Origin of the sequence: Idiomarina sp. (genome assembly GCF_019431395.1) — a bacterium.
Taxonomy (GTDB): domain Bacteria; phylum Pseudomonadota; class Gammaproteobacteria; order Enterobacterales; family Alteromonadaceae; genus Idiomarina.
The window spans coordinates 1,200,474-1,223,875 of sequence record NZ_CP080268.1 but is presented as its reverse complement, the minus strand read 5'-3'; the positions used below and the strand labels follow the sequence as shown (position 1 = coordinate 1,223,875).

At 48.8% G+C, this 23,402-nt stretch carries 24 protein-coding genes; 16 read left to right on the top strand and 8 right to left on the bottom strand.

Features of this window, described 5'->3' with window-relative positions; translation table 11 throughout:
- Nucleotides 1–6: 6 nt before the first annotated feature.
- From KZ771_RS06060 to rlmM, 8 genes are all read left to right on the top strand, one after another.
- A complete protein-coding gene (locus tag KZ771_RS06060; RefSeq protein WP_290571884.1) occupies nt 7–1,164 on the top strand; it encodes an acyl-CoA dehydrogenase family protein in 1,158 nt (385 codons plus the stop codon).
- A 9-nt stretch (nt 1,165–1,173) separates the two neighbouring features.
- The gene (locus KZ771_RS06055) at nt 1,174–2,310 is read left to right on the top strand and encodes an enoyl-CoA hydratase/isomerase family protein (RefSeq protein WP_133540531.1); all 1,137 of its coding nucleotides are present in this window, start codon (nt 1,174–1,176) and stop codon (nt 2,308–2,310) included.
- Between the two features lie 29 nt (nt 2,311–2,339).
- Entirely contained in the window at nt 2,340–3,236 is an 897-nt protein-coding gene (gene mmsB, locus KZ771_RS06050; protein WP_133540532.1) for a 3-hydroxyisobutyrate dehydrogenase, read from the top strand.
- An 18-nt stretch (nt 3,237–3,254) separates the two neighbouring features.
- On the top strand, nt 3,255–4,019 hold the full coding sequence (locus tag KZ771_RS06045) for an SDR family oxidoreductase (RefSeq protein ID WP_133540533.1): 765 nt from the start codon (nt 3,255–3,257) through the stop codon (nt 4,017–4,019).
- A gap of 129 nt (nt 4,020–4,148) precedes the next feature.
- Complete coding sequence (locus KZ771_RS06040) at nt 4,149–5,048, top strand: transcriptional regulator GcvA (RefSeq protein WP_290654667.1); 900 nt, start codon at nt 4,149–4,151, stop codon at nt 5,046–5,048.
- A complete protein-coding gene (locus KZ771_RS06035; protein WP_290654666.1) occupies nt 5,045–5,671 on the top strand; it encodes an alpha/beta fold hydrolase in 627 nt (208 codons plus the stop codon). The genes KZ771_RS06040 and KZ771_RS06035 overlap by 4 nt, the downstream gene beginning before the upstream one ends.
- Nucleotides 5,668–6,048, top strand: coding sequence for a DUF423 domain-containing protein (locus KZ771_RS06030; protein ID WP_290654665.1), 381 nt, complete (start codon nt 5,668–5,670; stop codon nt 6,046–6,048). Before KZ771_RS06035 ends, KZ771_RS06030 begins: the two co-directional genes overlap by 4 nt.
- Nucleotides 6,049–7,134 carry a 23S rRNA (cytidine(2498)-2'-O)-methyltransferase RlmM gene (gene rlmM / locus KZ771_RS06025; protein ID WP_290654664.1) on the top strand — a complete coding sequence of 362 codons (1,086 nt, stop codon included), beginning with the start codon at nt 6,049–6,051 and terminating at the stop codon, nt 7,132–7,134.
- Nucleotides 7,135–7,378: 244 nt separating this feature from the next.
- Here the strand turns inward: rlmM and KZ771_RS06020 are convergent, their stop codons facing one another.
- The 5 genes from KZ771_RS06020 to KZ771_RS06000 form a co-directional block, all read right to left on the bottom strand.
- Nucleotides 7,379–8,383, bottom strand: coding sequence for an isocitrate dehydrogenase (locus KZ771_RS06020; RefSeq protein WP_290654663.1), 1,005 nt, complete (start codon nt 8,381–8,383; stop codon nt 7,379–7,381).
- 149 nt (nt 8,384–8,532) lie between these two features.
- Nucleotides 8,533–10,068, bottom strand: a complete 1,536-nt coding sequence (locus KZ771_RS06015; protein WP_290654662.1) for a hypothetical protein — start codon at nt 10,066–10,068, stop codon at nt 8,533–8,535.
- Nucleotides 10,065–10,439 (bottom strand): DUF3192 domain-containing protein, encoded by a 375-nt coding sequence (locus tag KZ771_RS06010; RefSeq protein ID WP_133540540.1) that lies wholly within the window; start codon nt 10,437–10,439, stop codon nt 10,065–10,067. Before KZ771_RS06010 ends, KZ771_RS06015 begins: the two co-directional genes overlap by 4 nt.
- A gap of 15 nt (nt 10,440–10,454) precedes the next feature.
- Nucleotides 10,455–11,810, bottom strand: a complete 1,356-nt coding sequence (gene ppnN / locus KZ771_RS06005) for a nucleotide 5'-monophosphate nucleosidase PpnN (protein ID WP_290654661.1) — start codon at nt 11,808–11,810, stop codon at nt 10,455–10,457.
- A 50-nt stretch (nt 11,811–11,860) separates the two neighbouring features.
- Nucleotides 11,861–13,402 (bottom strand): GGDEF domain-containing protein, encoded by a 1,542-nt coding sequence (locus KZ771_RS06000; RefSeq protein ID WP_290654660.1) that lies wholly within the window; start codon nt 13,400–13,402, stop codon nt 11,861–11,863.
- A gap of 214 nt (nt 13,403–13,616) precedes the next feature.
- Here KZ771_RS06000 and KZ771_RS05995 point away from each other — a divergent pair, with 214 nt between their 5' ends.
- Entirely contained in the window at nt 13,617–15,410 is a 1,794-nt protein-coding gene (locus KZ771_RS05995) for a PDZ domain-containing protein (protein WP_290654659.1), read from the top strand.
- Between the two features lie 19 nt (nt 15,411–15,429).
- Here the strand turns inward: KZ771_RS05995 and queF are convergent, their stop codons facing one another.
- Entirely contained in the window at nt 15,430–16,260 is an 831-nt protein-coding gene (gene queF, locus KZ771_RS05990) for an NADPH-dependent 7-cyano-7-deazaguanine reductase QueF (RefSeq protein WP_290571910.1), read from the bottom strand.
- 58 nt (nt 16,261–16,318) lie between these two features.
- Here queF and KZ771_RS05985 point away from each other — a divergent pair, with 58 nt between their 5' ends.
- The 3 genes from KZ771_RS05985 (at nt 16,319) to KZ771_RS05975 (ending at nt 18,061) form a co-directional block, all read left to right on the top strand.
- Nucleotides 16,319–16,864, top strand: coding sequence for a SecY-interacting protein Syd (locus tag KZ771_RS05985; protein WP_290654658.1), 546 nt, complete (start codon nt 16,319–16,321; stop codon nt 16,862–16,864).
- Nucleotides 16,865–17,008: 144 nt separating this feature from the next.
- Nucleotides 17,009–17,389 (top strand): DUF3192 domain-containing protein, encoded by a 381-nt coding sequence (locus KZ771_RS05980; RefSeq protein WP_290571918.1) that lies wholly within the window; start codon nt 17,009–17,011, stop codon nt 17,387–17,389.
- 39 nt (nt 17,390–17,428) lie between these two features.
- Nucleotides 17,429–18,061, top strand: a complete 633-nt coding sequence (locus KZ771_RS05975) for a GNAT family N-acetyltransferase (protein ID WP_290654657.1) — start codon at nt 17,429–17,431, stop codon at nt 18,059–18,061.
- A gap of 14 nt (nt 18,062–18,075) precedes the next feature.
- Here the strand turns inward: KZ771_RS05975 and KZ771_RS05970 are convergent, their stop codons facing one another.
- Both KZ771_RS05970 and KZ771_RS05965 read right to left on the bottom strand, forming a co-directional pair.
- Entirely contained in the window at nt 18,076–18,399 is a 324-nt protein-coding gene (locus tag KZ771_RS05970; RefSeq protein ID WP_133540548.1) for a DUF3301 domain-containing protein, read from the bottom strand.
- A gap of 3 nt (nt 18,400–18,402) precedes the next feature.
- Nucleotides 18,403–19,431 (bottom strand): DUF3549 family protein, encoded by a 1,029-nt coding sequence (locus KZ771_RS05965; RefSeq protein ID WP_290654656.1) that lies wholly within the window; start codon nt 19,429–19,431, stop codon nt 18,403–18,405.
- Between the two features lie 93 nt (nt 19,432–19,524).
- Between KZ771_RS05965 and KZ771_RS05960 the strand changes: the two genes are divergently transcribed.
- From KZ771_RS05960 to KZ771_RS05945, 4 genes are all read left to right on the top strand, one after another.
- Nucleotides 19,525–19,869, top strand: a complete 345-nt coding sequence (locus KZ771_RS05960; protein WP_133540550.1) for a YqcC family protein — start codon at nt 19,525–19,527, stop codon at nt 19,867–19,869.
- On the top strand, nt 19,869–20,591 hold the full coding sequence (truC, locus tag KZ771_RS05955) for a tRNA pseudouridine(65) synthase TruC (protein WP_290654655.1): 723 nt from the start codon (nt 19,869–19,871) through the stop codon (nt 20,589–20,591). Before KZ771_RS05960 ends, truC begins: the two co-directional genes overlap by 1 nt.
- Entirely contained in the window at nt 20,581–21,255 is a 675-nt protein-coding gene (locus KZ771_RS05950; protein WP_133540552.1) for a hypothetical protein, read from the top strand. The genes truC and KZ771_RS05950 overlap by 11 nt, the downstream gene beginning before the upstream one ends.
- 181 nt (nt 21,256–21,436) lie before the next feature.
- Nucleotides 21,437–23,281, top strand: a complete 1,845-nt coding sequence (locus KZ771_RS05945) for a hypothetical protein (RefSeq protein ID WP_290654654.1) — start codon at nt 21,437–21,439, stop codon at nt 23,279–23,281.
- The last annotated feature ends 121 nt before the right edge of the window (nt 23,282–23,402 follow it).

Genomic DNA, 23,402 nt, shown 5'->3' with positions numbered 1-23,402 from the left:
ATTGCGATGAATTTTGAGTTAACCGAAGACCAACAAGCCTTTGTCGATACGGCAAAGGCATTTGCCGATAAAGAGCTGGCGCCCTATGCAGCGCAGTGGGACGAGGAGTCTCACTTTCCCATAGAGGTGTTTAAAAAAGCCGGCGAAATGGGCTTTATGGGTATGTACACCCCGGAAGACGCCGGTGGTTTTGGCATGAGCCGACTGGATGCGGCGCTGATATTTGAACAGCTGGCCGGTGGGTGCACCGCGACCACGGCGATGATGACCATTCATAACATGGTCAGCTGGATGATTGGCTCGTTTGGCCAGCCAGAGGTTGTCGAGCAGTGGGTACCGGAACTGGTAACAGGCGAAAAACTCGGTTCTTATTGTTTGACCGAGCCGGGTTCAGGCTCTGATGCTGCCAGCCTGCGAACCAGTGCCAAAAAAGACGGCGACGAGTACGTCATCAACGGCTCTAAAATGTTTATCTCCGGCGCCGGCTCAACCGATGTGTTAGTGGTGATGGCACGTACCGGTGAAGACGGCCCCAAAGGTATTTCAGCGTTTGTGGTACCAGCTGATGCTGAGGGTATCAGCTACGGCAAAAAGGAAGCGAAAATGGGCTGGAACGCCCAGCCAACACGTTTGGTCACTTTCGAAGATGTCCGTATTCCGGCAAAAAACTTGTTGGGCAGCGAAGGTGAAGGCTTTAAATTTGCCATGATGGGACTGGACGGTGGACGTATTAACATTGCCGTTTGTTCTGTTGGTACGGCGCAGGCGGCATTAAACACCGCTAAAGCGTACATGCAGGAACGCACCCAATTTGGTAAACCGCTGGCGGCATTTCAGGCGCTGCAGTTTAAGTTAGCCGACATGGCGACTGAACTGGTGGCTGCACGTCAAATGGTGCGTCTGGCAGCATCAAAAGTTGATAACAATGATGCCGATAAAACCACCTACTGTGCGATGGCCAAACAGTTTGCTACCGATGTTGGCTTTAAGGTGTGTAACGAAGCACTGCAATTGCACGGCGGCTACGGTTACATCAAAGAATATCCGTTAGAACGCCATGTGCGTGACGTGCGCGTACATCAAATTCTCGAGGGCACTAACGAGGTGATGCGTCTAATCATTGGACGTCGTTTATTAGCCGACATCGACCGCGAAATTTTGTAAGGAGTTTCCATGCAAGACGTGGTATTGATCGAAGAAATCAACGCCGGTGAGAAAGTCATCGGCGTTGCCACATTAAATGCCGAAAAGTCACTTAATGCGCTGAGCCTGGCAATGGCCGAGAAATTGTTGCCCCAGTTAAAACAATGGGCTGACGATGATCGTGTCGCCTGTGTTTGGTTACAGGGCGCCGGCGAAAAAGCGTTCTGTGCCGGTGGTGACATCGTCGCGATGTATAAAGCCATGCAGGCCGAGCCGGGTAAGTTAGTCAGCGAAGTTGAGAACTTTTTTACCCAGGAATATCAACTGGATTATGCCATCCAAACCTTCCCTAAACCGCTAATTTGTTGGGCCGACGGGATTGTTATGGGCGGTGGTATGGGGCTGATGAATGGTGCCAGCCACCGCGTGGTTACCGATCGCTCTTTACTGGCGATGCCGGAAGTGACCATTGGTTTGTATCCGGACGTTGGAGCGACTTACTTTCTTAACCGCATGCCGCAGGGTTGTGGGTTATTTTTAGGTATGACCGGCGCCACCATGAATGCCAACGACGCGCTGTTTTTAAACCTTGCCGACCATTATCTGGGGCACAGCCATAAGCAAGCATTGCTGGAAAACCTGCAACAATTGCCGTGGGGTGACACAGGAGCCTTGAATAAACAAAAGGTAACCGACCTGCTCAACCAGATGGCCGCTGATGATGCGACGGACATGCCGGCCCCGCAGGTTGAACCAATGCATGCGCACATTAAGTCGCTGACTGCGGCTAACGACGTAACCGAGGTGGTCGCAGCAATTACAGCGGACACCACCGACGATAAATGGTTGAGCCGTGCGCGCAAAAATTTGGCCAATGGCTGTCCAATGACAGCTCACATTGTCTGGAATCAGTTACAACAGGGGCGTGACTTGTCTTTACCGGATTGCTTCCGGTTAGAGTTGACCTTGTCATGTAACTGCGCTGTTCGGGGCGATTTTGCCGAGGGTATCCGGGCGCTGTTAATCGACAAAGACAAGAACCCACAGTGGCAACATGCATCAGTCGCTGACGTTGATGCAGAGGATGTTGATGCCTTTTTTATGCCGCCCTGGGGCGATCGCACACATCCGTTGGCTAAGCTCGAACACGTGCTTGAATCTGAGTAAAGCAACAGTTTAAAAAAGGAGTGCCGAACATGGCAACCGTAGCGTTTATTGGATTAGGTAATATGGGTGGGCCGATGGCGGCCAACCTGGCAAAAGCTGGACATCAGGTTAATGCCTTTGATTTGTCTGAAGCAGCCCTAAAAGCAGTGGAAGAAGCTGGCGCAAAAGCATTTAACAGTGCGAAGGACGCAATTAACGGCGTTGAGTTCGTGGTGTCGATGTTACCGGCTGACCATCACGTAGAAGGTGTTTACCTTGGTGATGATGGCTTGGTTAATTATTTAACCAAAGACCAGTTGGTGATTGATTGCAGTACTATCTCGTCAGAAGCTGCCATGTTTGTTGGCGGTGAGCTGGAAAAAGCCGGCATTGCCTTTATCGATGCACCGGTTTCCGGCGGTGTCGGTGGTGCTAAGGCCGGTACCCTGACGTTCATTTGTGGCGGCACCGAAAGCAATGTTGACCGTGCTCGTGTGGTGCTGAACGACATGGGTAAAAACGTATTCCGGGCCGGCGATGTTGGTGCCGGACAGATTGCTAAGATCTGTAACAACATGCTGTTATCCGTACTCATGGTAGGGACCTCAGAAGCCCTGCAGTTGGGTAAAGCCAATGGTCTGGATCCAAAAGTTTTGTCAGAAATTATGCTACAAAGCTCGGGACGTAACTGGACGCTGGAAGTTTATAATCCTTGTCCCGGTGTCATGGAGAACGTGCCATCGAGTAATGACTACCAGGGCGGTTTCCTGGTTGACTTGATGGCCAAGGATCTTGGCTTAGCGCAGCAAACTGCGCTAAAAGTCGGTGCTGCAACGCCGATGGGCGCGTTAACGCGTAACCTTTACCATAGCTGGTCACAGCAGGGTCATGGCCGCCAGGACTTTTCCAGTATTTTCAATTACGTTCAGCCAGCGCCAAAAAAGTAGTCAACAGGGGATTTATCTATGCAAGTTAAAAACAGTGTGATCGTCATCACCGGTGGAGCACAGGGGCTTGGCCTTGCCATGGCGGAAGACTTTGCTAAGCAGGGCGCCAAGCTCGCTCTTATCGACATTAACGGTGACGTATTAGGTGATGCGCAGGAACAATGCGAAAAGCTCGGCGCCGCTAAAGTTGTTGGTTACGAAGTTGATATTACCGACGAGGAGTCAGTAGAAACGGTATTTGAGCAAATTCAGCAGGAATTTGATGGTATCGATGTACTGGTTAACAACGCCGGCTTGCTTCGCGATGGTCTGTTAATTAAATTTAAAGACGGCGAATTGAAGCAAAAAATGCCATTGCAGCAGTTCCAGTCAGTGCTGGATGTCAACTTAACCGGTACCTTCTTGTGTGGTCGTGAAGCAGCTGCACAAATGGTAAAAGCCGGCAAAAAAGGCGTCATCATTAACATTTCCAGCGTTGCTCGTGCCGGTAATATCGGCCAGACCAACTATGCCGCAACTAAAGCCGGTGTGGTAGCGATGACAGTAACCTGGGCGCGTGAACTCGGCCGTTATGGCATTCGTTGTGGCGCCATTGCACCGGGCTTTATCGAAACACCGATGACCGCCCAGATGAAACCCGAAGCGGTTGAAAGAGCGTTATCTATGGTGCCGCTAAAACGTTGGGGTCAACCTAACGAAATTGCTCACAGCGCGCGTTATATTATCGAAAACGACTTCTTTAGTGGTCGTGTGGTCGAAATCGACGGCGGTGTGCGCTTGTAAGCACAATTTGTGTAAGCGATGCCATTAAAAGGCGTCTCTGTTATAGTGTCCGCATTCACTAGTGGCACCATGATAGAGGCGCTTTTTTTATGCACATGCGGTTAAAAACGATGAGGATAATAACTAACCATGCGTAAGTTACCGCCATTAAACGCGCTAAAATCGTTTGAAGTCGCTGCCCGCCATTTAAGCTTTACTAAAGCGGCGGAAGAACTGTTTGTGACTCAGGCGGCTGTCAGTCATCAGGTCAAAGCGCTGGAGGATTTTTTACAGCTCAAACTTTTTATCCGCCGAAACCGCTCGTTATTGTTGACCGAAGAAGGGCAGGCCTATTACCTGCAGTTACGGGATATTTTTGAGCAATTAGTACAGGCGACCGATAAGCTCCGCCTAGTCTCTGAGCGCGGCGCCCTGACTGTTTCGGTACCGCCCAGCTTTGCCATCTTATGGTTTGTACCGCGACTCAGTAGTTTCCGCGAAGAACACCCTGATATGGATATCCGTATTAAGGCAGTTGACGAAATCACCGGCTCACTGACTGATGACGTCGACGTTGCTATTTACTACGGCGATGGGCGCTGGCCACATGTTAAAAGTTACCGCTTACACAAAGAATATTTGTGGCCCGTTTGCTCGCCGCTGTTGATAGAACGTGCAGGTATTGAGCAGCCCGAAGACCTCCTTAAACAGCCCTTGTTGCATGACGAAACCCGTAATGCCTGGAAAGACTGGTTCGAAATGGTCGGTATTGATCAGTACCGCGGTGATAATGGTCCGGTTTTCAGTCACTCGAGCCTGGCTTTGCAGGCCGCAGTGCACGGGCAGGGGATTGCACTGGCAAATAACGTTTTGGCTAAACCTGAGATAGACAGTGGCCATTTAGTGCGAGTTTTTCCGCAAGCCCTGCAGCGTAATAAAGCCTTTTATTTGGTATGTCGTGACAATCAGGCAGAAGTGGGTAAAATCGCGACCTTTCGGCAGTGGATATTGGACTTAGTAGAAAAAGAAGAGCAAGCGTTTAGCGAATGAGTTTAAGTCAGCAGGTACACTACCAGCAGCAAAATTCAGCTGGTCGGGAACGGATCGTTTTTTTGCATGGCTCCGGCGGCGGGCCCGATACCGCATTTATGAATTACTTTGCGGATAACTGCGTTGCCGCAGGTTACGAAGTGGTGCGCCCGGACTTCCCTTACTGGCAAAACGTTCGCGAAACAGGCAAACCACGCCCGCCAAATAAAATGCCGGTATTGGTCGATGCAATTGCCGAGCTGCTTAACACCTTGCAGCAAGACAATAAGCCGCTGGTGTTGATGGGGAAATCGTTAGGCAGTCGGGTTATGTTACGCTTGGCCGAGCAGTATAAACCGCACGCATTGGTGGCACTGGGCTTTCCTTTTAACCCGCCCTCAAAGCCGGAAAATTCGCGGCTTGAGGAACTATCTATGGCGCAGGCTCCGGGGCTAATTTTGCAAGGTACGCGTGACCCCTTTAGTAAAGCGTTGCGGCAACAACCCGTTAATTTACCGGCAAACTGGCAGCTGCAGTGGTTGGAAGGCGCCGACCATGGCTTTGCAGCCACTAAAGCAAAATCGGCCCAGACACCGCTTATTTGGCAACAAGCAGCCGATGCCATACGAGGATTTATTGCATGAGCCAATTATTTTTGATTATTGCTGCGTTGTTAGGCGCGACAGGCGTTATGCTGGGCGCATTTGCCGCCCACGGGCTTCGCGGCAAACTACCCGAGAACTTATTTAATGCGTTTGAAACGGGCGTAACCTATCAATTTTACCATGCGCTGGCCCTTATCGCGCTGGCATTATGGTTAAAACAAACCAGCTCCCCGTGGCTAGTTGCCAGCGGTTACCTGTGGCTGGCCGGGGTGGTATTATTTAGCGGCAGCCTTTATGCATTAGCACTGACCGGTATTAAATGGTTTGGCCCCATAACCCCTATCGGTGGGGTGTTGTTTATTTTAGGTTGGCTCGCATTGCTAGTCGGCGCAGTAAAATTAGGAGCAGTGAGTTAAATGAGTGGCATTATTTTATTGTGTCGGGCTGGTTTTGAAGGCGACTGTGCGGCAGAAATACAGGATAAAGCAACCGAGCTGGGTATTTACGGCTATTGTCAGACCCAGCCTGATCAGGCTTACGTAACCTATCACTGTCAAGCCGAAGAAGCTGATCACATTGCTCGCAAACTGGCATTAAAAGAGCTGGTATTTGCCCGCGAAATGTTTGTACTGTTGAGCGCAATCAAACTTGCCGGCGTCGACGATCGCGCCAGTGCGGTATTAGAGGCGTTGTTACCACACCAGGAAAGCTTTGCCCTGGCCGGCGATTTACGGGTCGAAACACCGGACACCAACGAAGCCAATCAACTCTCTAAGTTTTGTCGAAAATTCTCGGTACCGCTACGCCAAACGCTGCGCAAAGCCGAATTGCTAAGTAACAAGCCACTGGCTAAACGGCCCTTACTGCACGTGATGTTTGTTAACTCGGCACACGCATTAACGGGTTATTCATACAGTTATAATCAAACCCCACATGTTGGTGGTATCCTGCGCTTAAAAATGCCCAAAGACGGGCCGAGTCGTTCAACCCTAAAACTCGATGAAGCATTTCAGGTATTCGTCCCCGAACACGAACGCGACAAACGCATTCAAGCCGGTATGAAAGCCGTGGACTTAGGCGCCGCTCCCGGCGGCTGGACTTATCAATTAGTGCGCCGTGACATGATGGTTCAAGCCGTTGATAATGGCCCCATGGCGGATGCGTTAATGGAAACAGGCCAAGTCCAGCATATCAGGGAAGACGGTTTTAAATTCAGACCCAAACGCAAAAATGTGCACTGGTTAGTCTGCGATATGGTGGAAAAACCCGCACGAGTTGGCGAGCTAATGACAAGCTGGTTACTGGAAGGCGATTGTCAGGAAGCAATTTTTAACCTGAAACTTCCCATGCGCCAACGCTACGCCGCGGTTAAAGAGTACCTGGCACAAATTACCGAGCAACTACAAACGCACGGAACTAAACCCTTCGAGATTCAGGCGAAGCATTTGTACCACGACCGCGAAGAAATCACGGTTCACTTACGTTGGTTGCCTAAATCCTAGCAACATCGGATAGTCTGCGTTACGGCGCTGGTGCGTGGGGAACCGTGAAGGTCTTAGCGATGCAGGCGGTGGTTACTAAGCGAGGGACGCCGTAAACCCATCCCTGGGGGCTTGTCTGCAGCCATCCCTGGCTGCAGACACCCTCGCTTAGCAACCCACCGCCTACATCACTCGACCTTCACGGTTCCCCACGCAACTGTTAGCGCCATACCGCAAACTAACCGATGCGTCGTCGTTAACGGATTTACAGGCGCTCAATAACCGCGTCAGTAAAGTCGGTGGTACCGTGACTGCCGCCCAGGTCGCGCGTGGTGCGGTCACCGGATTCGATCACGTCAGCTAGTGCTTTGACAATTTTGTCGGCTTGCTCTGACATACCCAGGTATTCCAGCATTTGTACTGATGCCAGGATGACGGAGCTTGGGTTGGCCAGGTTTTTGCCGGCGATGTCCGGGGCTGAACCGTGAACGGCTTCGAAGATCGCACAGTCTTTGCCGATATTTGCGCCCGGAGCCATGCCTAAACCGCCAACTAAGCCTGCGCACAAGTCAGACACAATATCGCCGAACAAGTTAGTGGTGACGATAACGTCGAAGTCTTCCGGGTTCATGACCAGACGCATGCAGGCGGCGTCGACGATCATTTCGGCTGACTCGATATCCGGATATTCTTCGGCAATTTCGCGTGCGACTTTCAGGAACAGGCCGGAGGTTGATTTAAGAATGTTGGCCTTGTGTACTGCGGTGACTTTTTTACGGCCTTCGCGTTGGGCTAGTTCGTAAGCAAAACGGACAATGCGCTCAGCACCCTGGCGGGTGATTTTACTCATTGCTTCGGCTTCTGAGCCGTCTTCTGATACTTTCTGCCCTAATCCTGAGTACATGCCCTCGGTATTTTCGCGAACGGTAATAATATCGATATTGTCGTAGCGCGCTTGCGTACCTTTAAAGGATTTGACCGGACGCAGGTTGGCATACAAACCAAACTGCTTGCGCAGGCTCACGTTAATCGAGGTAAAACCTTCACCCACCGGTGTGGTTAGGGGACCTTTAAGGGTAATGCCATTGCGTTTTATCGCGTCGAGGGTGTTTTGTGGCAATAGTTCACCGGTTTTTTCTAACGCGGTCAGGCCGGCGTCAACAAATTCGTAATCGAAGTCACAGCCGACTTTGGTCAGAATTTTAATCGCTGAATCGACGATGTCCGGACCGATGCCGTCGCCGGGAATAACGGTAATTTTTGTACTCATAATGGTTCCTATATCCGTGTTACTGCATTACAACAGCGGGAGGTTTTTTTACGGCCTTTTTCTGCGGCAAAGTCTAGCACTGAAGGCTGTTGCAGACCAGTTAACTACTATCACTGAAATTGATTATAACTATATTTTTGATAAATAAGTTAATGAGACGCAGATAACTCGGTCAACGGGCAATAAGGCAAACTTTTAGCGGTGGCTTCCGCCAACGCGCGATCGACTGAGCTGCTATCCAGTTTTAGCCGCGTCATGGCAGCCGAGAACTGTTGTTTGGTCTGGTTGCTAAAAGCGGCATTTGGATGGAATACCCGCAACACCAGTAGATTGCAGATTCCCATTAAGGCAACCAGCGGATGGTTACTGTTGCCATCTACCAACATGTGTAGTTGTTTTTCTAATTGCCAGCGGGCGATGAGCTGACGCGCCAGACGCTGCTCGCCAACGGTGGTTTTAGTGTTATCGCTCAGGCCAAGCCAACTGTGTTTAGTTAAACTATTTATTTGCTTTACGTCGGGCCAGTGTGAGGCTCGCAGCAGGCTGGGTTCACGAAATAAATCGGCGGCGGTAAGCAACGTCAGCAGTGGTGCCGGTGTTGGCAGCGGTGTTTTACTTGCGCGACTGAGTGCCGACAGAAGCTCAGTCAGTAAATTGAGCCGCTGCATTAATGACTGCTGCAGAGGTACCCGCTGTTGCAAAAACTGCTGTTGCAGGGATGCCGTTGCTAATACGACTGAGGCTTTGGTGCCGCCCAACCATAAGTACAAATGTTTAAGGTCCATGCGCCAGGGGTCATTAGCCTGAAGATTTTCCTGAGCTGCAGCCAGCCGAATACTCTCTGCCAGCAGCGGGCGTTGCTGAATGTGCCGGATAACGGGCGCCAGGGCGCCGCTACCGCTAGTATAACGTTTTATCGCCGATAGCAGCGGTTTCGGGGCTTTAAAGCTAACACTCGGAAGGTTCTGGTTCAGGGCACGGATATAGTCGAGTTGTTTCAGTATGTCATTATTTGGCTTGATGTCTGCCAACTGCCAGTTTTGGCATTCATTCGCGGTGATGCGCGTTAGCTTTTGGCGTTGCGCATCAAAGGTAAGCCAGCCGTCTGCTTCAGTTGTAAGCAAATAGCGTTGCTGTCCACTGGTGGTATTTTCCAGCAGCGCGCCTGTAGCCATTGTCGGCGGGCTGTTTAATTGCCTGGCGAACAACCAATAGCGGAAGCGATATGGACCGGTTAACAGTTCACTGATCCCTTCAACGTCAGCATCCAGTCGGGCATCAGCCAGGCACAATACCCACTGACAAAAATAATAACTATCGCTGGTACTGTTTACTTGCTGAGATTTAAATGCAGCGCACCATAGCGGCTGTTTTAAGCCAAGATCCTGCCATTTAGACAATGAGTCGTTTAGCGCGCGACAAATCACAGCAGCTGCCAGCACCCGTCGGGAGTGGGTATGAAGCTGTAATTGAATGGCTAGTTTCATGGCATCGACGGCGGCAACTATTGCGCGGGCACTGCTTTTATCTAGCTGATAATCGGGCAGGTGATGCACCAATAGCTCTGGATAGCGATGGCGGCTATATTCGCTATCCAGTTGTTGTACCCATTGATAAATCGTAGCCGGCGTTGCTGATTGGAACGCTGATACTGCGCTTTCAATCAGTGCCTGTGAACGACTCATTGCAGTTCCTGATAGTCCTGATAGGCGTCATTTCCCCAACCCACTAATTCGTTATCACGGAATAGCAGTGGGGTGCATTCATCCTTGGTGGTAATGCCGTCTGAGGTAACGTGATGCGTGCGGTAAAACAAAACCTGATGAGCACCGTTTGAGGTCTCTTTAGCTTCGTTAATATCCGGTGACCCCAGCATGCGAATAACATCGTCTTTACTCATACCAAACTCGAGTTGACCGATTTGCTTAGCATTGTAGGTTTCGCGCTCTTGCCACTTCATATCAGCGGGGTCAGCCTGGTAAAAAAACAGTACCAGGCCCACCACCGCAAGATAAGCGAAAATGCCGCCTGCAATGAGTAATACGATTTTACGCATGTGATCAGGCCTTAGTTACTCGGTGACAACTTTATAACACGGGTGATAAACCGAGCCGGGTAACTTCATTCGGCCTTGCTCAACAAAGGCACGCAGTAATTCGTCCAGACGTTTCATCATTGAGCGCTCGCCATTGATGGTAAACACACCGTGTTTACGGATCTGGCGAATACCTTCGTCTTTAACATTACCCGCGACAATCGCTGAAAACGCGCGGCGCAAATCGGCAGCAAGACGTTCTTTGGGCTGGTCGGGGTGTAAATTCAATGACGCAACGTTCTCATGTGTCGGTGCAAACGGACGCTGAAATTCTTCGTCAATTTTAAGCGTCCAGTTAAAGTAATAGGCATCACCTGAGTCACGACGATATTGCTTAACAGCAGCCATACCCGCGTGCATGTGCTGAGCGACTGCAGCAGGGTCGTCAATGATAATGCGGTACAGATCTTTGGCTTCGTCACCGATAGTGGCGCCAATAAACTCATCCAGTGCATCAAAGTAAGCACGTGATGATTCAGGACCGGTTAAAATGACCGGCAGGCTTTGGCGCTTGTTATCAGGATGCATCAAAATACCCAACAGATAGAGCAGTTCTTCTGCGGTACCTGCGCCACCCGGGAAAATTACAATGCCGTGTGCTGAGCGCACAAAGGCTTCCAGTCGCTTTTCGATATCCGGCAAAATAACTAATTCGTTAACGATCGGGTTCGGTGGCTCGGCCGCGATGATGCCCGGCTCAGTCAGTCCCAAATAGCGACCATCGCTGATACGTTGTTTCGCATGCCCGATGGTGGCGCCTTTCATAGGGCCTTTCATGGCACCGGGGCCACAACCAGTACAAATGTTCAGTCCACGCAAGCCCAGATGGTAACCCACTTGCTTGGTGTATTTGTATTCCATCTCGTTAATGGAATGACCACCCCAGCAAACAACCATGCTCGGTTCTTGCATCGGTTTGAGGGTGCGAGCGTTGCGCAGAATGTCAAACACCACGTGCGTTAAGGTCGCGCTGTCTGCGGCCTGCAGTTCTGCTTCTGAGTAGCGTTCACCCGTAAAGAGGATATCGCGCAATACCGATTCAAGTAATTCACGAATACCGGCAATAACTTCACCGTCAACAAACGCCTCTTCGGGGGGCTCAATCAGTTCAAGTTTAATGCCCCGTTCTTTACGGATGATATTAACCTGAAAATCTTTGTAGGCATCGTATATATCAGCACTGCTGTCGGTATGGCTGCCGGCGTTCAATACCGCCAGGCAACAATTACGGAATAACTTATATAATTGACTATTAGAAGATTCTTTTAATCGTTCGATTTCGAGTTGTGATAGCAGGGACATGCTGCCCTGCGGAGAAATGCTTGCTCTCATGCTTATGACTTACTCCTGTTTAACCAGGGCGCAGTCGCAACGTCTGTTATTTACGCTGTTAGAATTTGATCCCGACCGCGCCGCTTGGCTTCATATAGTGCCTTATCGGCTGCTTCAAAAACAGTCACTACCGTGTCACTGCTTTGCAAAAATTGTGCAACGCCTATGGATACCGTGATGCGTATATCGTCGTTTTTAAATTTAAACGGGATATGACTAATTTTCTCACGGGCTGCTTCCAGTCGTTGTACTGCGTCCTTTAGTTGTGTCTGCGGGAAAATAATAACAAACTCTTCGCCGCCATAACGACAGACAAAGTCAGATGATTTAACTGACTTGCGCAACATGCTGGCGAGCACCTGTAGTGTTTTATCGCCGGCTATGTGGCCAAAATTATCATTAATGCGTTTAAAGTGGTCAATATCCGCGACCGCGATACACAGGGGTTCTTTATAGCGCGTCCAGCGTTCAAATTCCACCTCCAATCGTTCTTCGAATGCTGCGCGGTTGGGGAGTTTTGTTAACGCATCTTGTAAACTTTTGAACTTTTGCTCGGCCAGCTGGCGTTTATATTGCTCAATTTGGCGCTCCAGATGTTTCATGCGTCCGACGGCTTTTTCGTACTGTTGCTCAAAATTTCTGCGCTCATCCTGCTCCAGGCTGAACTTTTGCTGCAGCGCCTGATTAATGGAACGCATGTGTTCACTGACTTGTGTTTTTAATTCAGCCAGTTGTGTAGCCGACTGGACCGAGTCATTCAACAGCTTCATATTGGATTGCAGCTGTTGATTGAGTTCACCTGATTTAACGTCGAACTCGCCGCGCATCTCAAGCGTGTTTTGTAACGCCCCCTGAACCAGCCCCAGCGTTTGATTCAGCTCTAACAGAAAGCTTTGGGCCGATTGTCGTTCATCGTTAATGGTTTTAAAAATCTGTTTGATTAATTGCAGCGTGAGCTCAGTAAACTGTGCCGTGGTCAGCGGCTTGGCCAGTTGCACCTTAATTCGTTGGACTAATTGACCCGTTGCGCCATCAAATTCTACCTGCGCGAGTAATTCAAGCAGGGCTTTGGTGGGGGGCTTTTGCTCGTCGTCTGAGGCATAGCCGACAATTTCTGCGGCGGACTCTGTAAACAGGTTAAGTAACCCAAGCAAAATAGGGATGTAATGACTGACCGCTATACTCGGCGAGTCCATCTGCTCTTCCAGCTTGGCTAATTCCGTTCGTAATGACTTTGGAAGCTTTTGTTGGCGCAGATAATCTAAGGTTTCGTTTGCCTGCTGATTGGTTTGCTTGAGCTGGCGTTGAACCGTCACCGTATGGCGCTGAATAATTTGGTGTGCATCTTCTATAGCAGATTCTAACTCAGCCATACCGGCGTTGCGTTGTAGTAGCCCCCGCAATTTAACCAGCTTGTTGTCTAACTCGTGGTCCTGGCCTGAGCAGGCGTGTGTCAGCTTAACGATTAAGTCTGACAGCACCTGATAGTCATGATTGTAGGTGTCTTCCAGTTGTTTCCGCGACTGCACGCTCTGCTGCAGACGCTTACTTAACTGATCGATTTTTTCTTCATTCGTATAGGAGTTATTCAAAGTCAGGCCTTACTTTTTTGACTGAGCAGTACAACAGATAACAATGCCTAGTATACGTTATTTGGCACAGTTTAGGCCATGACAGAACGATGAAATGTCACTAACCTATTGATTTAAGGCATTAGTCTTATCCAACGCCGACAGATTAAAATTTATGTTAGCCTTAAACTCACCTTGTCACAGCTATATAAAAAATACTAGAGGATTCATAACGGTGTTAAAACAAACGCTTATTGCCAGTGCCATTTTAACGGCATTGCCTGCTACTGCCGCTGACGTTGATTACTTTATCGACCTGACAGAGCCTACCCATCACACCGGTGACGTTCGCATTAACTTCCCGGCTACCGACAAAGCTTACTTAGATGTCAAAATGCCAGCCTGGCGCACCGGCTATTATCGGATTTTAAATTTAGCCAATGGCGTACGCGACTTTCGTGTGCAAACTGACGATGGCGACACGCTAAACTGGCATAAGGTTGACAAAAGTACCTGGCGGATCGAACTGCCTGAATCGGCTCGTGACGATGAAATTGTAGTTGATTACCAAATTTATGCCGATTTGCTGGGCCGTCGCGCACGTCATATCGACGACTCACATGCGTATTTAGATGCATCAGCCGTATTTATGTATGCGGATGAGTATCGCCAGCAGCCGGTATCGGTCGAATTAGACGTACTCGATAACTGGCGCAGCGTCTCGGGTATGGACAGCACCGATGAACATCGTTTTGTTGCCGATAACTGGGATATCTTAGTGGATAGCCCCATCGAGACAGGGATTAACGACCTGTATAAATTCGAAGTCGATGGTCGTGATTACGAGCTGGTTATTTGGGGCGAAGGAAACCTTGACCACGAACAAACGGTGGAAGATTTAAAAGCATTGGTAACCACCGGCCCTGAAATTTGGGAGGGTTACCCCTACGAGCGCTATGTATTTATGGTGCACCTGACAACCGGAGCCGGCGGCGCCACCGAACATCGTAACTCCACCATTATTCAGCGTCCGCGTTATCGCTACGGCGATCGCGATGACTATCTGTCATTTATGTCGACCGCATCGCACGAATTTGTGCACACCTGGAACGTAAAAGCCTATCGCCCAAGTCCGTTGGTGCCGTATGACTACCAAAAAGAGAATTACACCGATCTGTTTTGGCTGGCAGAAGGCTCGACTAGCTATTTTCAGGATCATTTGTTGTTAGCGGCTGACATCATGGAACCGGACGAGTACTTTGAGCGTCTGGCAACGGATGTTGAACGCCATTACCGCAAGCCGGGCAACGAGGTGATGTCGGTTGCTGAGGCGTCTTTTGAAGCCTGGAGTGATCAATACGGTGATCGCGCGCAGAACTTCTCGGTTAATATTTATTCGGAAGGCGCCATGGTTTCCTGGTTGCTTGATATGGCATTGATAGAAGCCACTGACGGCGAAGTCAGCTACCGTGACGTACACAACGAGCTTTATCAGCGCTTCGACGCTGACGAGGTTGGCTTTACCGCCGACGACGTACTGCAAATTCTGAACGATTTGACCGGTAATTCATGGCAATCCTGGTGGCAAGAGAACATTGAGCAACCCATTGGCGATTTGCCTTTTGCCGATATGTTGCAAACAGTCGGGCTTGAACTGACATTTGCTTCGGCCGATGAGCAACAGGCATGGGTTGGCTGGAGCGGTAATGCTGCGGCTGCGGGTATCGAGTTAACTCGTGTCGAGCGTAATAGCCCGGCCTGGGATGCAGGTTTTACCCCCGGCGATGTCATCGTTGCATATGACGGCTTCCGCGCTGCCGGTGGTCGTTTCGACGAAGCATTAGCAGAGTACGAAATCGGTAGCGAAGTTGAAGTTACCTATTTCCGCCGGGATGAATTACACACGGCTACGCTGGTGATTGGTGAAGAACAACATACCGGCGCAAAAATCACGCCGGTAGCTGAACCATCTGCGAAGCAACAGGCGCGCTTTTTGCAATGGTTGGGCATTGCTCACCCTAACGCATAACGGGCTAGTGATTACCTAGTTATTGACGCGCCAGTCGCCCGACGGCTGGCGCCTTTTCAAAGTTTGAACGGAATGGGTTAATATCCAGTCCTCCCCGCCGCGTATAACGCGCATAAACGCTGAGCTTTTCAAAGCCGAGTCGAGTTAAGTCCTGAAAAATACGCTCTACACATTGTTCGTGGAATTCGTTGTGGCGCCTGAAGCTAATCAGATAGCGCAGCAAAGAGGCGGTATCTAACCCGGGGCCAACTCCATGTATGTAGACTGAACCCCAATCGGGCTGATTGGTGATGAGGCAGTTGGACTTGAGTAAATGGCTTTTAAAGTGTTGTTCAGTCGGGTCGTTACCCGTTATCTGCAGTAGTCCGGGATCGTAATCATAAGCCGTAATGGTAATGTCTTGCTCATCGATCAGATCACCGGGTAAATCATCGATAGTGGCGTGAGTAACGGCTGAAATGGGTTTTAACTCCACCGCCACCGGGGCACCGGCACATTGACTTAAATCTTCCCGCATCAGTTTTTCAACCTGCTGCCAGTCAGCAAACCGCGATTCGTTAAAACTATTTAAATAAAGCTTGAACGATTTAGATTCGACCAGGTTCGGACTGTTAGCGGGAACTGTAAAATAACCAACGGCAACTTGCGGCAACCCGTTGTTATTTAACCAGGACAACTCGTAGCCGGTCCAAAAATCATCGCCCACGAAGGGCAGGTTGTTGTCATTAATACCGATGGGTTGTCGATTAAGCGCGCGCGGTACGGCTCGCAACTGTGCCGCATCGTAGGCGCTCGGATAGTCGGTTGACTGACCTAAATTCAAGTGTTGTAACGGGTTATCGTTTGGCATTTACTGACTCCACACATACAATGCGCGTAGTTTAAAGCTATTTATAGGTGAGTACCAGATGAGCACGGCCCTGGATCGATTAATCGAGCGTTACGTCAGCGACGTCAGCCCGTTACATGCGGAGTATGTGAGCGAATGGCAAAGCCCCATTTATGTAAATGTAATAGACGATGACGTGGTTGAGTGGCAACCGGTCAAACAGCAACCGCCATTGGATTTCTCACCATTAGAAGCTGCGCTCGAACTGACCTTTCACGAACACGTAAAACGTTTTTATGGGCGCTGGTTCAGTGGCGATTTGGCCGTTTCAGTAACGCATAATGATGAACAGCATGGTGTATCGTTATTGCAGGCACAGGGACCGGAAGATGCCGAACGGCTGCTGCAGAATATTACCGGTCATATCTTGATGAAGCGCAAACTAAAGCAGCCGGAAACGGTATTTATTGGCCTGGCTGATGAGGCCGACGACCTTTTATTGTCGATTGATAACGCCACTGGAGTCATTGGACTGGAATGGATTGGTAAGCCACAACACGAAGTACTTTATGCGGAACTGGATGACTTTTTAGCGGCCTGTACACCAGTAAATTTGGCTAAATAATTGCGAATTTCGCTATAACTTAGCCAGCTTATTTTTGCGATATTTTAATAATTGTTTTAAAAACAACAGGTTACAAGTTGGAACGCGCTTTGCAAAAGCGGTGTGAATAAAAACGTTAACTGTTGTTAAAAAGGAAAGAAAAAAATGAAAAAACTACCTTTACTGGGATCATTGGTTGCTGCTTCGTTGTTGTTGCAAGGCTGCGTTATCGTCACGGAATCGGACTGGGAAAAGGGTAATGCGCAGTACGAAGGACAACAAGATGAGCGCGATAACCGCAGTAAAATAGCGTCATTGCCAATGGAATTATCAGTTACAGAAACAAAACAACGTATGGGAACACCGGACTTCAGCGACCGCTGGCAGCACGAGGGTGAAGCCTATCAAGTCTTGTATTACAGAACTCACCGCACGCACGCAGATGGCATGACGACACGTGATGAGTGTACACCGATCGTTTTCATCGATGATAAATTGACGGGAACCGGCGAATTGGCACTCGACAAGGTCAAAAAATCTCGCTAGCTTGAGGGTTAAATAACTAAAAAATACAAGAGAGTACGAATGACAGACGTTGCTGAGCAAAATATCACAGGTGAACTTGTTTACTTGGTTGCAGAAGACTTTAAAGCTGCTGCGTCACTCTTGTATCAAACCTATCATGATGACGAACTATTCAAACGAATATTTCGGGCAGAAAAGCCTGATTATGATAAACGTTTGCGTGCCGCTATCCGTGAAGATTTGACCTCTTTTTGGGAAAGCGGTCAGCCAATCGTGGGTATTAAGGACGGCGACACCTTGTTGGGTGTCGCCTGCCTAACCCGCCCGGGGGCCAGTTTTGGTCCTGATCGTTTTTGGCACTGGCGCATCTCGATGCTAATGACAGCTGGTTTTTTAAGTACCCGGCAGGTGCTGGAAAAAGAACGGCGTATTCAGCAGGCGATGCCTGATGTTCGTTACCATATGCTGGCGTTCATTGCGGTATCGCCGCAATATCAACACCATGGGTTAGGTCAGTTGTTAGTTAAAGCGGCAGATACGTTATTACATGAGGACAATGAATCGCAGGGTATCGGTGTTTACGTTACACGCGAGGACTATCGCGAGTTTTTTGTTAAACGCGGCTATCAGCCGTTAGCAAAAATAGAAGTTGCCGAACTGCCCGGCGAAATTCTTTTTCACTCGCGAGACTGACACCGCGCTAACTGCTAATGCATCGGTGTACTGTCGGGCATCCTGAAAGGTGGCAATTCAACGCCAATTAATTGCTGGTTATGCAATTCCAGGTCACCTTCGTAGCGGGTTTCGCCATCACTGCTAAATCCCATTTTAAAAATAGCCCGCCAACCCGGCTGGCGGCCCTTGAATGACCAGCGAGTTGTATCGCGGCGAACATCTAATAACTGCAACCCTTGCTGCTTACAATAATAGGCAGCATGGCGGTAGGCACTCTCTGACTGCTGCCGGTGTTGCCAAAATATCCAGCCCAGCAAGAGTAACCCCAGTAGGATAATTACATCGAGTAGCGTCATAGATTAACTCTGCACGTTTTGTTTTAAGCGATTTAACGCTTGCAAACTGTCATCGCTTAACTGACCTTGTGCTAACAAACTCAGCACCAGCGGCCGCAATTGCGGCAGGCTGATAACATCCTGGAACAACGCATCAAACAATACGGTATCCAGCAACGCGATCTGGTGAATATACTGCGCTAGCGTATCGTGTTCGGCCAATGCCGGCCACAACCGTGCCGACATAATGGTCAATAAATCCGCATCCGCCTTTGGCACAAGCTGTCGCACGAGTTTCTTAACGCTGCCATGCTCGGCGCAGGAAGCAAGCGCACGCAGGGCATCGCGTTTGACGGCTGGATCGGTTGATTGCTCATCATCCATCATCGCCACCAGCGCATCCCGTAATCTCGCCGGCACATCCTGATGCTCAAGTGCAGCTGCCAGCTGGTTTCGTACAGGTGCGGGGTATTGGTCAAAGCATTCGGCAATAGTTGCGGTTAATTGTGGCAGTTGCTGTAATCGTGCTGCGCAATCATGCAGTCCCTGCATGCCAATATTTTTCCAGTCATTTTGTTGTCCGCTAAGAAAAGCCTCCGCATCGTCAAAGTAAATACTGGGGGCTGCCCGCCGGTTGACGGCGATGCGTGCATGTAGTGCCGCGCGTTGTGTCTCAGTCGGGGTAAACAGGTAGGGGTTCTGTTTTAATTGCTCTTCCTGCTCATTAGTTAAGCTGCCGGTAATTTCATGACCCAAGGCACTCACAACAAACTCCAGATAATGGTCTCTTGCGCCGACGCTCAGTAGCCCGCGTTCGTCCAGCGGTAACTGAATAAACCACAAATAATCATTCTCCGGTTGTTGGCGATGCTTAAATAAAACGGCAAGTTGCGCTTGCTTCCTTATCGGATACGGATAGGGTTGCTGCTGGCGCTCTATACTGTCAAAGGCCTCCGGGTCGAGCTCACGCAGACAACGCCCCATATCATAGACCTGATAATCTGCCTGGCCAGCCTGCAAAAATTCGCCGATCGTACTGATTGATTGCGTCACAACAACTCCAAAAACTTGAATTTTATGTAGGTTTAACTCACTATTGCGCTCATTATATCGGTTTTGTAGAACAATGTGGTAACGGAGTCTCCGATGGAGCAGTATCAACGGGCAGCTCGTTTGCTGGACAGAATAGAACGAGAACTTAACGGTTTGGGGTTATGGCAGTCGCATCAGCCTCCCGTGCAGGCGCTGGAAAGCCAGCAACCCTTCGCCACGGATACCCTGGAGTTTCATCAGTGGCTACAATTTGTGCTTATCCCCAGAATGTGGGCGCTGATTGATGGCCAACAGCCGCTCCCCTCATCAATTGCAGTAAGCCCGATGGCGGCGCATACGTTCCGTAACGAGCTTGAGCAACACGAGCAACTGATTGAGCTGATACGTGAGTTCGATGTGCTGCTCAGTGGTACCGACCCGTTGCAGGATGACGTTTAGTGTCGGAATCGTTATTACCCATAATTTACCAAGACCAACATCTTGTCGTTATTGATAAACCCTCAGGCTTGTTAGTTCACCGCAGCCGTTTGGCGAGCGACGCCAAAGTTTTTGCCATGCAGTTGCTACGCGATCAACTCGGCCAACACGTGTATCCGCTGCATCGTTTAGATCGGCCAACCTCAGGCCTGCTGGTGTTCGCATTAGATAGCGATACCGCACGCTTAGTTAACGAGCAATGGGCCGAACGCAGTGTCGAGAAAACTTACCATGCGGTAGTTCGGGGCTATGTTGATGATGGCGGCATTATTGATTATCCACTAAAAGAAGAGCTGGATAAGATTGCTGACAAAGATGCCCGCGGCGATAAGGAAGCACAGCAGGCGGTGACCGAGTATCGATGTCTGAAACGAATCGAATTACTCTTTAAGGTTAGCAAAAAACACGATACCAGCCGCTATTCGTTAGTCGAACTCAAGCCAAAAACCGGCCGCAAACACCAATTAAGGCGCCATATGTCGCACATTCGGCATCCGATTATTGGTGACAGCCGCCATGGGGAAGGGCGGCATAATCGTTTTTTCCGTGATCAGTTTGGTTGTGACCGGTTGTTGTTAGCAGCAACTCAGATTCGTTTTCAACATCCACACAGCAAAGAGATACTGGATCTGTCCATCGATATCCCCGATGAACTACTGCGGGCGTTTGCCTATGTCAGTTAAATGGATTTTTCTGCTAATCACACTACTTTTAAGCGCTTGTTCCAGCGCCCCCAGCATTTATCTTAATGAACGTTATCTGACCGAAACAGATATTAAACCTGTCCGGACGATGCTTTCAGAACAAGGCTTTAGCGTAGAAGTGGTGGATATCCCATTTCCGAACAATGTAAACGCCTCAACACTAATGTATAGCCCGCTTTTGTCAGCTGAAAAAACGCTGGATACCGTGTTAAAAACACTCGAGCAAGAGGGGTATTCATCGGTTACCGTTATTCCCTTAAAACAGGGCAATCATTTATATAAACAAAATAGTGTTGGATTGTATTTATTGCCTCCCGGAATTAAGTCTTTGGCGGCATCGGACCAAAACTATGCTCACCAGTACCATAGTGAAAGCTGTCCCAGCGAGCCCTCGCTGACGTTGAAAAGAGACAAGACATTTATATACGAAAGTAAAGATAATCAACTAGTCGGGCGTTGGGAAGTTCCGGATATGCCGTATCTGCGGTTATATAGTAAGCAGCCTTACATCAATTTTTATTATCGTATTTCGAATGAAACCCGTTCTGATAAGTTAGGCGACGTTGATATCGTTACCTTAACCCCCATGAGCGATAGCTCTGATATCGCGGCTTGCCGAATGGTTTATGGCGTAAGGCGTTGAGTTAGCCTGCCCGGGTTGGGCGGCAATACTCTAACGCGTGGCACTTGCAGCGCAATCTTTCTATTCTTAGGGCCAACGGCCATAAAACACCCCACCAGCAAGCATGCCTATAGGTTGCAATATTGTTATAAAGGAGTAGTTTAACTAGTGGATAATTAGTCAAACCAGGGAATGGAGCGAAATGAAACTCTCAAACGTCCTATCAACCGTTAACCAATTTGAAAAGTCTAAATTCATTAACTTTCTTGACCGCATATGCACGGAAGCAAGTTCGCACGATAAACAAGTAGCAAAGCAGTTCAAAAATATTGATGGTGAAATAAAAAACGCCTCCAGCGGCGAAGTTACTCAGCTATATAAGCTTGCTCTGCCATTATTCCAAAAAGAAGTGAAGTCTCAATTAGCTCTCAGCGGCGCACAAGCGGCTCTTTTGGTCAATATTCTAAGCCGCGATGGAAACTGTGTCGCTCGAGTGTCGTGGATAGAACAACTATACGAAAAAGAGTGGAAGCAAATTGACGCTCAGGCGAAGAGCCTTAAATCACTATTCGACGAAGTTCAACAAACAGAAGTTTATGATGAGCCGAAGCGCTTAGGTATTTATTATGCTTGTTTGTATGAAGCTCTCCATAATGACGAGCGCTCAAATCGGGAAGCCAAAATTACTGATGAAGAGCGCGGAATACTGAACGTGCTTGCTCATAAACTTGATGTTACCGCTGATAACCGAGTTGCCATTGAGCATCTAATTGACCCTATCCCTAAAACAGGTGTTTCGGACTGTTTAAATCAGCTCCGTGAAATAGGAATTGTCTTTGTTTCTAAAAAACATCAAACGGTTTATGTCCCTGACGAAATTGTTGCATTGCTGCATCGTATTCAGTCAAAAGAACTGGCAGATAAGCATCTTTTGAGAATCCTACGTACATTCTCTGATGCTGAGCTCTCGAATGTATTAAAAAGTCACGATAAGCGAATCCGCGGCGTTAGCCGCGATGAGAAAATTGAAACAGTTTTTAAAATGGGTTTATCGGTCACTCAGATACTTAGCGATGACATGCATAGTGAACAATCCAGCGTCAATGAGAAGAAAGATCGTCTGAAGTCACTGATTGATGATTTGCAACTTTCAGTCGACAAGCTCGGGACAACTCTGGACGAGCGTTGCGGACTGATTATTGGTGCTCTTAACGCATCTGCAGACCATGAGTTTAATATCTTATCTGCGACAGGGTACAAATCACTGTTCACGACATTAACTCAGCACATGCCTGAATTACCAAAAATGTTGGAAGCAGAGTTTGAGCTAGAGCCCAATCACGATATCGATATTGAAAAGTTACGCGCACTGGCGATAACGCCTTACGACATTCTTTTTATGCTCTCTAATGAGCAAGTGAAGAGCTTAAAATCAGATATGGGTATCACGCGTCGCGGGGACCCTCGACAGGTCATTCTTGAGAGTTTCGCTGATGCTACCGACAAGCTCGTCGAAAATTATGAAGCGCTGGCAAAACGAGATTTGGCCGCCTTGAAACAGAAGGGCATTGAAATAGCGGAAGCAGATATTGGCGTTAAATTTGAAGAAGTCACCAAGGCAATATTCGAAGAGTTGGGTCTTACCGTAGACGAAGATCTGCGGCGTGACATCAATACGGCAAAAGATAAAGCTGACATTCTGATCTCCTTAAGTGAAGACGATATCATTATCGGTGAGGCCAAAACCTCTAAGAAGGGAGACTTTGCGAAGTATTCTACAACCTCGCGACAAGTTAAAGCATATGTTACGCGCTGCGAGGCGACAGGTAAGCGCGTCGCACAAGTGCTGATTATTGCTCCTAGCTTCTCCAACGATTTTGTTGAATCTGCAGAAATGGATACTGAAGTGAATATTTCACTACTTGAGGCTGCGGGTTTGAAGAAAATATTGGAAGCATATAAATCGCGCAGGAACCCAAAGTTTTCGGCGAAGCTATTTACAAAGGGTGGTTTATTGAAAGCGGACTTAATTGCTAAAAATATTTAGTAAATATGAATGGCCGCTTTGAGCGAAGACCGGGCAGTGGCAAGTACTAACTTAGTAAGGTAGGCTTGCCCCACTAGGTATAACTATTAACCTATGGTGTACTAGTTCAACTGAGGAAGTT